Annotated in this window: 12 protein-coding genes; 4 read left to right on the top strand and 8 right to left on the bottom strand. The window is 73.6% G+C overall.

Going from position 1 to position 12,443, the window contains the following annotated elements; all coding sequences use genetic code 11:
* Nucleotides 1–38: 38 nt before the first annotated feature.
* Nucleotides 39–470 carry an Lrp/AsnC family transcriptional regulator gene (locus tag ASF89_RS04165; protein WP_055800511.1) on the bottom strand — a complete coding sequence of 144 codons (432 nt, stop codon included), beginning with the start codon at nucleotides 468–470 and terminating at the stop codon, nucleotides 39–41.
* Between the two features lie 180 nt (nucleotides 471–650).
* On the opposite strand from ASF89_RS04165, the gene ASF89_RS04160 reads away from it, so the two are divergent.
* Together ASF89_RS04160 and ctlX are read left to right on the top strand one after the other, a co-directional pair.
* Complete coding sequence (locus tag ASF89_RS04160; RefSeq protein WP_055813074.1) at nucleotides 651–1,679, top strand: ornithine cyclodeaminase; 1,029 nt, start codon at nucleotides 651–653, stop codon at nucleotides 1,677–1,679.
* A 7-nt stretch (nucleotides 1,680–1,686) separates the two neighbouring features.
* Nucleotides 1,687–2,736, top strand: a complete 1,050-nt coding sequence (gene ctlX, locus ASF89_RS04155; RefSeq protein WP_200937089.1) for a citrulline utilization hydrolase CtlX — start codon at nucleotides 1,687–1,689, stop codon at nucleotides 2,734–2,736.
* Between the two features lie 4 nt (nucleotides 2,737–2,740).
* Here ctlX and ASF89_RS04150 read toward each other — a convergent pair whose 3' ends face one another.
* From ASF89_RS04150 to ASF89_RS15610, 7 genes are all read right to left on the bottom strand, one after another.
* Nucleotides 2,741–4,081, bottom strand: a complete 1,341-nt coding sequence (locus tag ASF89_RS04150) for a signal peptidase I (RefSeq protein WP_055812253.1) — start codon at nucleotides 4,079–4,081, stop codon at nucleotides 2,741–2,743.
* 38 nt (nucleotides 4,082–4,119) lie between these two features.
* Nucleotides 4,120–4,719: a hypothetical protein gene (locus ASF89_RS04145; RefSeq protein WP_055800504.1), complete on the bottom strand. Its 600-nt coding sequence runs from the start codon at nucleotides 4,717–4,719 to the stop codon at nucleotides 4,120–4,122.
* Between the two features lie 192 nt (nucleotides 4,720–4,911).
* On the bottom strand, nucleotides 4,912–5,733 hold the full coding sequence (locus ASF89_RS04140) for a hypothetical protein (protein ID WP_055812249.1): 822 nt from the start codon (nucleotides 5,731–5,733) through the stop codon (nucleotides 4,912–4,914).
* On the bottom strand, nucleotides 5,726–6,286 hold the full coding sequence (locus ASF89_RS04135; RefSeq protein ID WP_235483974.1) for a sigma-70 family RNA polymerase sigma factor: 561 nt from the start codon (nucleotides 6,284–6,286) through the stop codon (nucleotides 5,726–5,728). The genes ASF89_RS04140 and ASF89_RS04135 overlap by 8 nt, the downstream gene beginning before the upstream one ends.
* 210 nt (nucleotides 6,287–6,496) lie before the next feature.
* Nucleotides 6,497–8,269: a hypothetical protein gene (locus tag ASF89_RS16170; protein WP_055812246.1), complete on the bottom strand. Its 1,773-nt coding sequence runs from the start codon at nucleotides 8,267–8,269 to the stop codon at nucleotides 6,497–6,499.
* A 180-nt stretch (nucleotides 8,270–8,449) separates the two neighbouring features.
* Nucleotides 8,450–9,571: a hypothetical protein gene (locus ASF89_RS04125; protein WP_055812243.1), complete on the bottom strand. Its 1,122-nt coding sequence runs from the start codon at nucleotides 9,569–9,571 to the stop codon at nucleotides 8,450–8,452.
* A 35-nt stretch (nucleotides 9,572–9,606) separates the two neighbouring features.
* Nucleotides 9,607–9,891, bottom strand: coding sequence for a hypothetical protein (locus ASF89_RS15610; RefSeq protein WP_055812241.1), 285 nt, complete (start codon nucleotides 9,889–9,891; stop codon nucleotides 9,607–9,609).
* A 63-nt stretch (nucleotides 9,892–9,954) separates the two neighbouring features.
* Between ASF89_RS15610 and ASF89_RS04115 the strand changes: the two genes are divergently transcribed.
* Both ASF89_RS04115 and ASF89_RS04110 read left to right on the top strand, forming a co-directional pair.
* Nucleotides 9,955–10,875, top strand: coding sequence for a PhzF family phenazine biosynthesis protein (locus tag ASF89_RS04115; RefSeq protein ID WP_055812238.1), 921 nt, complete (start codon nucleotides 9,955–9,957; stop codon nucleotides 10,873–10,875).
* A gap of 124 nt (nucleotides 10,876–10,999) precedes the next feature.
* Entirely contained in the window at nucleotides 11,000–12,421 is a 1,422-nt protein-coding gene (locus tag ASF89_RS04110; RefSeq protein WP_055812235.1) for an MFS transporter, read from the top strand.
* The last annotated feature ends 22 nt before the right edge of the window (nucleotides 12,422–12,443 follow it).

The following is a 12,443-nucleotide window of genomic DNA, read 5'->3' as shown; positions in this document are numbered from 1 at the left end:
CGGACGTACGCTGGGCGCCCGGCGACGGGCGCCCGATCTCAGCGCAGCACCGAGCTGAGCAGCAGACTCGTCTCGGAGTTGATGACGCCCTCGACGCTGCGGATGCGCGCGAGCACGCGGTCGAACTCGCCGAGCGATGCGGTGCGGTACTCGGCGACCAGATCCCATCCGCCGTTCGTCGTGTGCAGCGAGACCACCTCGGGGAACCCGCGCAGCTGCCGGATGACGTGGTCGGTCGACCGCCCCTCGATCTCGATGAAGCCGATCGCGCGGATCAGGTCGGGATCGTGATCCTCGCGCACCCGCACGGTGTAGCCGAGCACGGTGCCCGACGCCTCGAGCCGATCGAGGCGGGACGTGACGGTGGCCCGTGTCACCCCGAGTCGACGGGCCAGAGCGGCGGCGGACTCGCGGGCGTCGACCCGGAGGGCGGCGAGGAGGCGCCGGTCGAGTTCGTCGAGATCGGCCATGCATCGGAATGTACAGCACGAGCATGCGATCAGCGCACTCAGCCGTGCGGATTCACGCTGGCTGATGATTGCCGGTGCACATCGCCCAGTCCTAGCGTGGAGCCGTCACGGGCGCTCGTCGCCCGCGACGACGACGACGGCGGCCGATCCGGCCGCGGAACGAGCAGAGGGGAGGCGCCCGTGGTGCGCTTCGTGGACGTCCGGAACATGATCCGCTGGGTGACCGACCGCGGAGTCGGCCCGATCACCACCGGCATGGTGGCCGCCCTCGAACGGGACTTCGCGCGCTGGCCCGCGTTCGACAAGTCGCCGCGCGTGGCCTCGCACTCGCCCATCGGCGTGATCGAGCTCATGCCCGCGAGCGACAGCGAGACCTACGGCTTCAAGTACGTCAACGGCCACCCGTCCAACCCGGGTCGCGGGTTCCAGACGGTGACCGCGTTCGGCGTGCTCTCCGACGTCGACACCGGGTATCCGACCTTCCTCGCCGAGATGACGATCCTGACGGCGCTGCGCACGGCCGCCACCAGCGCGATGGCCGCGAAGCGCCTCGCGCGGAGCGACGCCCGCGTGCTCGCCCTGATCGGGTCGGGCTCGCAGGCGGAGTTCCAGGCCCTGGCGATGCGCGCCTCCCTGGGGATCGGCACCCTGCGCGTCTACGACGTCGACCCGCGGGCGACCGGGAAGCTCGTCCGCAACCTGGGCCCCCTCGGCTTCGACATCACCGTCTGCGCGAGCCCGCTCGAGGCGGCCGACGGCGCCGACGTCATCACCACGTGCACCGCCGACAAGCAGAACGCGATCGTGCTGCCCGACGAGGCCGTGCGACCCGGCGTGCACGTCAACGCGATCGGCGGGGACTGCCCCGGCAAGACCGAGCTCGACCCCGCGACGCTCCGCCGGGCCGACGTGTTCGTCGAGTACCCCGAGCAGACGCGCGTCGAGGGCGAGATCCAGCATCAGGCGGCGGACTTCGCCGTGACCGAGCTGTGGGAGGTCGTCGCCGGCCGGCTGCCCGGCCGCACGAGCGACGAGCAGATCACGATCTTCGACTCCGTCGGCTTCGCCATCGAGGACGTCTGCGCCCTCAAGTACCTCCGGGACGACGTCGTCGGCACCGACTACGCGGTCGGGATCGACCTCGTCGCCGACCCGGACGACCCGAAGGATCTGTTCGGCCTCGTCGCCCGTCAGCCCGTCGGGGTCTGAGGCCGACGTGACGAGCGTCGCCCCATCGCGCCGCGCCTCCTCGTCCGGGGACCCGGCGGACGCCGCATCGCCCGTCGCGATCCGACGACGGGACGGCGACCCCGAGGAGGCGCGGCTCGCCCTCCAGTCGCCGGCCGCGGTCGTGATGGTCCGCCCGCGGTTCTTCGCGCCCAACCCCGAGACGGCCGCCGACAACGCGTTCCAGACCGACCCGGCCGAGGTCGACGCGTCGCGCGCCGAGATCGCCGCCCGGGCACGGGCCGAGGTCGAGGGCGTCGCGGAGGCGCTGGCGGGCGCGGGCGTGCGGGTGCACCTCGTCGAGGACGAGCGCGCCGACCGCCCCGACGCGGTGTTCCCGAACAACTGGTTCTCGACCCACGCCGACGGTCGTCTGCTGCTCTACCCGATGCACTCCCCCAGCCGGCGGGCCGAGCGGCGGGGCGACGTGGTCGAGCTGCTCCGCGCCTCCTACGGGGTCTCGTCGGTGATCGACCACTCGGGGCTCGAGTCGCACGGTCTGCACGTCGAGGGCACGGGCGCGCTGGTGTTCGACCACGTCGACCGGGTCGCCTACGTCGCCCTCTCGCAGCGCGCCGACCGGGCGGCCGTCGAGCTCGTCTGCCGCGGACTCGGCTACGACGTCGAGGCGTTCACCGCGACCGACGCCGACGGCGTGCCGATCTATCACACGAACGTCATGATGAGCGTGGCGTCTCGACTCGCGCTGGTCGGTCTCGAGGCCGTCGCATCTCAGAGCGAGAGGAGGCGCGTGGCCGAGCGCCTCGCCGCCTCCGGGCGCGAGGTGGTCGCCCTCGACCGGGCCCAGCTCGCCGAGTTCGCCGGGAACGCCCTCGAGCTGCGTGGCGCCGACGGGCCCGTGCTGGCGGTGTCGTCGCGCGGCTGGGCCGCTCTCACCCGCCGTCAGCGCGCCACCGTCGAGCGGCATGCGCGGCCGCTGCCGCTCGATGTGCCGACGATCGAGCTGGCCGGCGGATCGGTGCGCTGCATGCTCGCCGGCGTGCATCTGCCGGGGCGCGGCGCCGTCGCCGGCGGCTGAGCCGTCAGCGGCAGCGGAGCCCGTTGAGGAGCGACACGGTGACACCCGTCGTCGCGTCCGACGTCGAGGTCCAGAGGGTGCCCGTCGCCCCGAGCACGGCCTTGACCTTGACCGTCGAGGCGAGATTGAGGCTGAGGCCCGCGGTCGGGGTGAACGTGACCGACTTCGTCGAGTTCGGATTCGACGTCGCCGACGACGCGGCGGTGCTCCCGTAGGTCACCGTGCCGCCGAGCAGGCCGGGCCCCTGGAGCTCGAACGAGTCCGCGTCGGCACCCGCCGGGTAGGCGAACGTGATGGTGACGCCGTTGCTCCCCGCGTTGACGCATCCGAGGGTCGTCGTGCTCGGCACGGCCGCCGGCTGACCGACCATGCCGGCCGTCCACGACGACTTCGGGTTGACGGTCGTCGCGAGGAACGGCGCCGCGATCGCCGTCGCGGGCAGCACGAACCCGATGCCCGCGGTCGCGATGACGAGCGCGCTGAGACCCGAGCCCCAGAGCAGGCGTCGGCGCCGGCGCACCGCGCGACGCTCGACCAGCACGAGCCGGCGGGCGCCGACGCCGTCGCGACCGGGGATCCGAGGAGGTGCGGTGCGGGAGAGCCCGCCGCGCGCCTCCTCGACGTGGGCGGCCGGAGCGACGACCCGCAGCATCCGGCCAACGGCGACCCCGGCGCGGTGCAGACCCGCGCGGGGCGTTCGGACGCGCTCCCGGTCCGCTCCCGTCGAGCCGCCGCCGCCGTGACGGCCGTGACGGCGGTCGGTCCGGTCGGCGGGATCGGGGTCGGGGCGGCGTCGCAGCGGACCGTCGAGGAGCGTGATCGACAGCAGCACCAGGAAGGCGAGCCCCGCGAGCACGAGGTGCGCCGTGTCGCCGTCGTGCATCCAGACGATCGGCATCCCGATGTAGGGCACGCGCAGCACGCCGATGCCGTGGACGTCGTCGGGCGGGACCTCGGACGAGTCGGCCGAGGCGTTCGCGTCGCCCTTCGTGACGAGCATGCCGTCCGGGGCGGTCGAGTCGACCCGGTGCAGTCGCAGCGCGCCCTCGCGGTCGGGGTCGTCGAAGAGCAGCACCTGCCCGGGGGCCAGCCGCTCTTGCTCGATGGGACGCGCGATCACGATGTCGCCGACGGCGACGCGCGGCATCATCGACCCGGTCATCACGGTCGTGGGCTGCCACCCGACGACGGCCGGGGCCGCCGCCCAGAAGGCGAGGCCCAGCAGCAGCGCGACCAGCCCGCGGGCGAGCGTCGCGGCCACGATGCGCGACCAGTCGGCCACGGTGGCGGCGTCGACGCTCGACGCCCGGGGTGCCGCGGCGACGGTGGCATGCGACGTGTTCACGACGACGGCCTCTCGCTCGGAGCGCCCGGAGGCCCGGCTCAGCTGTTCTGGGCCTCCCAGGTGAAGCCGAGGGCCGCGGTGCCGCCCTGGACGGTGGTGGGGGCGTTGGAGGGCAGCGTGTAGGTGAAGCGGAAGACCTTCGACTCGGAGGCCGTGCCGGTGGGCGACCAGGTCGCGAGGCCGTTGGCGAACGTCGAGTACGTCGACCCGAAGGCGGCCACGGTGCCGTTGTAGAGCTGGCCGCCCGTGCCCTGCGCCACGAAGCCGGTGCAGTCGGAGAACGTGCCGCCGGTGCCCTGCTCGACCTGGAGGTTGAGGCTGCCCGCGAGCGCGTTCGTCGTGGCCGGGGCGGTGCCGTACAGCTTGACGGACGACGCCAGCGAACCGGTCGACGTGACGACGATGCACTTCGTGCCGGTCGAGCCCGGCTTCAGCCCCGTGGCGGTGAACATCGCCGTGTTCGCGTCGTCGTCGGACAGGGCGACGTTGCCGGCCGTCCAGTTGTTCGTCGGGTTCGACGTCGTCGCCGTGAAGGCCGAGTAGGAGGCCGTCGAGACGACGATCCCCGAGGCGACGAGGGCGAGGGGGACTCCGACGAAGGCGGCGATGCGAGCGGCGCGGGTGGCGGCGATGGACATGACGGGACTCCTGATCCGAACGAGAGACGGAGCGCCACGATCGACGAGGGCGGCGGCGCGAGTGGTGAGGTCGCGGGGCCGGGTCGTTCGGAGCTGGTGAGGATCCGATGACGCTCCGTTGGTACGAACATGAAGATACGTCAGACTCGGCGACCGCACAAGACGGTCCGGTGGCCCCCGTTGACGGGTGGCCTACGCCCCCACGCCGGGCACGTCGGCCACGGCGATGTCGGCGCCGTCCGCCCCGCGGATCTCGACGGCCGCGACGTCCTCGCGCAGCACGGCGGCGTTCAGGCTGCAGTCGATCTCGACGTCCGTTCCGAGGAACGTCCCCGACTCGTACTCGCGCCCGTCGTCGCCCACGACGACGACCGTGAACGCGTCGCCGGCGGGCAGACCCGTGACCGTCAGCAGCGTCTCGGTGCCCCAGGTGTGGGCCACGACGTCGCCGTCGACCGCGACGCCCGAGGGCGCCCCGGCGAAGGCCACCGGCTCGACGGCGCCGAGGGTGCCGGGCGGGCCGTCGACGTGCGGGTCGCGGGGCGCGGCGACGAGCGCACCGGCACCGGCGCCGACCGCGAGGCAGGCGGCGGCGCCCAGGGCGGTGACGAGGGCGCGCCGACCCGGGCCGCGGCGTCCCCGAGCAGCGCGGCCGGGGCTCGCCGACAGGGGCGTGACGGGGGCGACGGCGGGAGACGAGGAGGCGCGGGTCGGCCCGGGCGCAGCACCCCGGACGGACTCGGACTCGGGCTCGGACGCGGCGATGCCCGCGATGCGGCGGCGCAGGTCGTCGCTCGGTTCGAGATCGACCCAGCCCGCGCCTCCTCGGCCGTCGGACGGGTCGCCGAGGTCGCCGAGGCGGGTCGTGAGGGCGGCGAGCTCCGCCAGCTCGACGTCGACCGTCGGGTCGGCGGCGCGGAGGGCGTCGAGCTCCGCCTGCTCCGCCGACGAGAGGTCGTCGGCGAGCGCCGCCGCGATCAGCTCGTCGCGGCGCGAGGGCGTCGGATCAGTCATCGGTGGTGCCGCCTTCGTCGAGGTGGGTTCTGAGGGCGCGCAGGGCGTAGTGCACGCGGGTGCGGAGGGTGGCGACGGGCACCCCGGTGGTCTCGCTGACGTCGCGGTAGGTCCGGCCGCGCAGATGCACGGCGACCACGGCGGCGCGGTGCTCGTGGCTGAGCCGCGCGAGCCCCTCGACGAGGCCGAGGCGGTCGAGGGGGTCGGGGTCGTGGCTGGCGGCGTCGGGCGCGTCGTCAGGGGTGACGAGGTGCGGGGTGCGCTGCCGGGCGCGAAGCACGTCGATGACGACCCGGCGCTCGATCGCGAACAGCCAGGTGCGGGTGGAGGCGCGGGCCGGGTCGAAGCGGTCGCGGGCCCGCCAGGCCCGCAGGAACGTCTCCTGGACGCAGTCCTCCGCCTGACCGCGGTCGCCCAGAGCGTTGACGGCGAAGCCGAGCAGCGCGGAGCCGTGCTCGGCGAAGGCCGCGTCGACGTCGAAGCGCGACGGGGGTGCGGTCATCGGGCTCCGCTCGGCGGTCGGGGTGCGGTGCGGCGTCAGGAGGGCCGTCACGGGCGTTCCTCTCAGACTAGGCGGGACTGCGGTCTCCAGGGGATACGTCGGGAGGCGCGGTTCCGTTCATCGACGACCCGCGCCTCCTCGGCGGGGTCGCGACGGTCCTGCCCCGCGGCCGACGGGGACGGTGGGAGCCCTCTGCGGACGACGGACGCCCCGCCCGGAGCGGATCCGGGCGGGGCGTCGGCGGGGTGACGGGTCGGCGGGTCAGGCCGCCGGACCGCGCGAGGCGCGACGGCGACGCGAGACGACCAGCGACCCGAGACCCAGGGCGACGAGCAGGGCCGCGAGCAGCCCGGCGGTCGCGGTGCCCTCGGAGCCGGTGAAGGCGAGCGAGTCGTCGGCGACGGGGGCTGCGGCGGCCGGGGCTGCGGCCGGGAGCGTCGTGCCGCCCGACCCTCCGACGGTGGACCCCGGACGGGGAGCCGTCCCGTCGACGCCCGCCGGAGCGGTGCCGGGACGCTCGCCGGGGAGGACGACCGACACGCGGGTGATCACCGAGGCGGAGCCCGCGTTCACACCGCGGACGCCGTCGGGGCTGGTGGTCGGCACGTCGATCTGACGCGACGACAGGACGTACTCGCCGGGCTCCAGGAAGGGGACGACCCGCCAGGTGCCGTCGGCGGCGACCACGGCGATCAGCTCGCCGCGGAAGTCCACGTCGTCGCTCGTCACCATGATCAACACGGTGGCGCCGGGGGTGCCGGTGCCGACGAGCTCCTCGGTGACCGCGGGGCGGGGTCCGAAGACGGCGTCCTGCGGGTACTGGCCCGCGGCGACGAGCACGCCGCCGTCGGCGACGGAGGTGACCGCGGGGGCGGGCAGCGTGACCGGGCGCACCGTGAAGTCGCGCCCGCCCGAGACAGCGGAGCGCGAGCTGATGCGGCGGCCGGTGTCGTCGACGAGGTACTGGCGTGCGCTGAAACGCCACTCGCCGGTGGGGATCGTCGCGACGTGGGTCAGAACGCCCGACGCCGGGACGGTGATGTCGCCCGACGGCCCGCGCTGCGAACCCGAGGCGTCCCGCCACGACATCTCGACCTTCGCACCGGGGGTGGCGCGGACGACGATCGTCACGGGGCCGCCGAGACGGGTGGCCCCGGAGGCGCGGGTCGGCTCGTACAGGGCGCCGACCGTCGGCGAGACGACGGACACGGGGCCCGGCGCCGCCAGGTAGGCCACGACGTGCTGGAAGCGGATGCGCGACTCGGGCGAGGGGGTGCCGCTCGGCCGCCCGTCGGCGCCGGGGGCGGACTGACGGACGGTGGTGATCCACTCGATCGAGCCCAGCTCGAGCGTCGCCGTCCACCGACCGTCGGAGCCGACGGGCGCGAGGGCGTACTTCGTGGGGCTGTACCAGCCGCGGATCGGGTCGGCGCGGACCGTGACGACGGCGCCGGGCTGCCCGGTGCCGGTGAAGGTGACGGGGGCCGCGGTGTCGCTCTCGCCTCGAGCGGCGGAGCGGACGACCGAGCCCGCGGTGGGGCTCGTGAGGATCGGCGCCGTGGCGATGGGGGCGGCCTCGGCAGCGGCGTCGGCGGCGGTCTCGTCGGCCACGGGCTCGGCGGTCTCGTCGGCCACGGGCTCGGCGGCGGCGTCGGGCACGGGCTCGGCGGCGGCAGGCTCGGCGGCCACGGGCTCGTCGAGCGCGGGCGTCTCGGCGACGGGGGCCTCGGCCGCAGGCACGGCGGCGGGCGTCTCGTCGACCGGGACCTCGACGGCCGGGGTCTCAGCGGCCGGGGTCTCAGCGGCCGGCGCCTCGACCGGAGGGGCCGGGGTGGCCGGGGTGTCGGCGGCGGGTGTCTCGACGACCGCGGCGGACGTCGGGTCGGCGACCAGCGCCTCCTCGGTGACGGTCGACTCGGCGGGCGTGGCGGCGGTGGCGGTCGGGACGACCAGCAGCACCCCTCCGACGGCCAGTGCGAGCGTCGTCGGGATCGCCGCCGCCTTCTTCCAGGTGGTGTTCGTGTGCGCGTGCACGGTGGTGCCTCTCTGCGTGGGTCGAACACGCCGGTCCGCTCTGACCCACCCCGAGCGCCGGACGTCCGGCGTGGTGATCTCCCTGCCGACATCGCTCAATCTAGGAGGCCGCAGGGCGCCGTGACCGCGGCGAGATGCTTCCGTGATGCAACATCGTCCTGCAGGATGACGAGCCCTCATCTATGCGGGTGAGGGCGTCCACCGGAGGGTGTCGTCGTCCTTCGCCCAGGCGGTCGGAGCGGCATCGGACCCGGGCATTTCGGTGAGCCAGTAGGTCTGGTCGGGACTCCATCCCGCCATGACCGAGGCGGTGCGATCGGCGACGGCGATGGCGCGGCCGGCGGTGAGCAGATAGCCCGCGACGGAGACGTGCACGGCGTCGGCGACCTCGGCGACGGATGCCCAGTCGGGCGACACCCAGTCGCCGTCACGGCCCGTGGTGCGATACCAGTCGCCTCGGTGGACGCCGCTCACCTCGAGAGGGTGCTCGCGGCAGAGTCGAGCCCAGTCGTCGGGGCCGGCGACCTCGATGACGCGGGCGTCGGGCGGGACGACGAGCGGCACGACCCGCGCGCCGTCCTCGCCGAATCCGTCTTCGACGAGGCGCAGCCCGAGGGGGACGCCGTCGGGGCCGGCGTGCGTCGAGACCGGCCCGACCCGGTTCGGCGTCGACCACCACTCGCCGCTCGTGGCGCGAGCGGGGTGCCCCGACCGTCGCCCCCGTCGTGGCCGTGATCGGATCTCGTCGGCGACGACCCCGTCGCGCCACTGCTGCAGGGCCGCCCGCGTGCCGATGATGCTCCAGCTCGGCGGTTCGCGGCTCTCGGCCCAGGGGGTGTCGAACGCGACCAGATGCTGTCGGGCTGCGAGGCCGTCGCCCCACCAGGCTGTGGCCGGGGTCGAGACGACGTGCTCGGCGATGCGGCGGAGGGAGGCCGTGACGGCGGGCTCGAAGAGCAGCAGGTCGTCTCCGTCGGGCTCCTGCCAGTAGGCGGCGGCGTCGACGGTCGCCTCGAGGGCGGCCATCAGCGTGTCGTCGTCGAGGTGCGGCAGCTCGACCTCGTCGAGTGCTGCGCCGAGTTCGGCGGGTGTCGGATCGGGCAGGGGCTCGTCGGCGCCCGGACCGAACAGGACGATGGAGGTGCCCGCCCCACTCGCCTTCGCCGCCCGGTACGACGCGGCGAACAGCAGATGCCCGAAACGCAGCCCCGCCTCGGTGATCGGCTCCGCCTGCTTCACGAGCTCGAGACAGAACCGGCGCCCGCGCGGTCCGGCGAGCAGGGAGTCGGGATCGAGGCGCACGGCGCTCAGCCTAGGGACGACCTAGGCCCACGCGATCACGGCCGTCTCTCTCGACGGCGCGCAACCCGAGCCGGGCCGGACGCCCGAGCGTCGCGCCCGAGGACGATCCACGCGACGATCGCCACCGGGGCGATGACCACGAGCAGGACGATCCACAGGGCCTTGGCCGCGTCGCTGAGTGAGGAGCGGACGACGCTCACGACGAACCACGTGGCCGCGGCGACCAACGCCACGACGATCACCGTCCAGCCGAGGTCGTACGACGCCGGGAAGACGACCGCGGCTCCTTCGGGGCCGGCGAGACTGAGCGGTGCGAGCATGCGCTGAGGCTATCGGTGACACGCGATCCACCGCACCGGCGGCGCCTGCGGCACAGTGTCCTGGTGACCGATGCGACTCCCCCGCCCCGCCCCGCTCCCGACCGCGACGTCGAGGTCCTGCGCCTCACGGCGTTCTCGTCCGACCCCGCGGGTGGCAACCCGGCCGGTGTCGTGCTCGACGCCTCGCCTCTCGGTGACGACGACATGCAGCGCATCGCAGCCGAGGTCGGCTACGCCGAGACCGCGTTCGTCGTCGACCCGGGCACGGACTCCCGCTCCCGCCGAGTGCGCATCCGCTACTTCTCGCCCGGTGCCGAGGTCCCCTTCTGCGGCCACGCGACCATCGCGACGGCCGTGGCGCTCGCCGAGCGACGCGGCGTCGGCCCGTTCACGATCGACACCGCCGTCGGTCCCGTCGTGATCGACACCGCCCGAGGAGGCGCGGCGGACGCCCCCGAGACCGCGCTCACCGCCTCCTTCACCAGCGTCGAACCCCGCGTGCGGAGTCTCGACGCCGACGTCGCCGCGCGTCTGCTCGCACTGCTCGGACTCTCCCCCGACGACCTCGACGAGCGCTGGCCGGCACGGGAGGCCTACGCCGGCAACCGGCACCCGATCGTCGCGGTGCGCGATCAGGCCGTCTTCGACGGGTTCGGCTTCGATCCGGTCGCGGTCCGCGGGCTGATGGACGAGCAGGGCTGGGCCGGAACGGTGACCGTCGTCCACCGCCGGAGCGGCGCCGACGAGCCGCTCGTCGTCGAGGCGCGCAACCTGTTCCCCGTCGGCGACCTCACCGAGGATCCGGCCACGGGGTCGGCGGCCGCCGCACTCGGGGCGTATCTCCGCGCGCTCGATCTGATCGCGCCTCCTGCCCGCTTCGTGGTCCACCAGGGTCGGCACATCGGCCGCCCGGGGGTGCTGCTCGTCGACGTCCCGTCGCATGGCGGCATCACCGTCACCGGCACGGCGGTCGCGATCAGCTGACCGCTGACCCCGAGGCTCCGCCCTGCTTGTCAAGCCCCCGGGGATGAACATCGAGTGGAATTTGCATGAACTGCAACCTTGTGGTCGTCTATGAGTTCCCACAGCGTTGTGAAAGAGAGAATCCGTGACGAGCAAGACCTCACCCGCCGACGCGCCCGCACGACGCGGGCTGACCGCGTTCCTCGCGGCCCCGCCACCCGCGCCCCGCCTCGACGAAGCGACCGTCGCACGCCGGTACCCGCGCCTCCGGCTGCAGGTGTTCGTCGGCATCTTCATCGGCTACGCCGCGTACTACCTGATCCGCAACAACGTGCCGCTGGTGTCGACGATCCTCAAGGACGAGAACGGCTTCAGCACCGTCGGCCTCGGAGTCATCACGAACGGCGTGCTGCTCGCCTACGGGTTCAGCAAGTTCCTCAGCGCGATCGTCAGCGATCGCAGCAGCGCGAGGTTCTTCCTGCCCATCGGACTGGCGCTGTCCGCATTGGCGAACCTGTTCATCGCATTCGTCCCCGCCGTCGGGGCGAGCGTCGCCTTCTTCGCGGTCGTGATGATATTCAACGGGTTCTTCCAGGGGATGGGCTGGCCGCCGAGCGGGCGCACGCTCGTCCACTGGTTCTCGACCTCCGAGCGAGGCGGCAAGACCGCCATCTGGAACGTCGCCCACAACGTCGGAGGCGCGGGTGCCGGTGGTCTCGCCGGTCTCGCCCTCGCCTGGTTCGGCGGGTGGCAGAGCGTGTTCTGGTTCCCCGCGATCGTCTGTCTCGTCATCGCCGTCGTCGCCCTGGTCCTGCTGCGTGACACCCCCGAGTCCGAGGGTCTGCCGCCCATCGAGGAGTACCGCGACGACCCGGCTCCGGTCGAGACCGACGCCTCGGACGAGGGTGCGTCCACGTGGACGACGATCCGCCGCTACGTCCTGACGAACCGCACGATGGTGAACCTGGCGCTGGCGAACGTGTTCGTCTACACCCTCCGGTACGGAGTGCTGGTCTGGGCGCCGGTGTACCTCGCCGAGGTGCGCGGGGCGAGCCTCGGTGAGGGGATCGCCGGGTTCTCGCTGTTCGAGCTCGCCGGGATCCCGGGCACCCTGCTCTGCGGCTACATCAGCGACCGGGTGTTCACGGGCCGCCGCTCGCCCACGGGCATCCTCTTCATGGCTGCCGTCGGCGTCGCCGTGGCCGTGTACTGGCTCTCGCCCGTCGACGGCCCGCTCTGGGTCTCGCTGGCGATGCTCGTCGCCATCGGCGGCCTGATCTACGGACCGGTCATGCTGATCGGGCTGCAGGCCCTCGATCTCAGCCCGCGCAGCGTCGCCGGCACGGCCGCCGGCTTCACCGGACTGTTCGGCTACGTGCTCGGGGCGACTCTCGCCTCGACGGGCATCGGCCTGTCGGTCCACGCCTTCGGCTGGGACACCACCTTCGTCCTGATCCTCGTCTGCGTCGTCCTCGCGATCGTGCTCCTCGCCATCGTCGGACGCGACGAGAAGGCGCTCAAGGCCCGCCACGAGACACGTGACGAGGCCCGCCGGGCGTCGAGCTGACCGCATCGCCGGCCGGCCCATC

This window comes from Frigoribacterium sp. Leaf172 (assembly GCF_001424285.1).
GTDB lineage: Bacteria > Actinomycetota > Actinomycetes > Actinomycetales > Microbacteriaceae > Frigoribacterium.
This window is presented reverse-complemented; position numbering and strand designations above follow the sequence as displayed.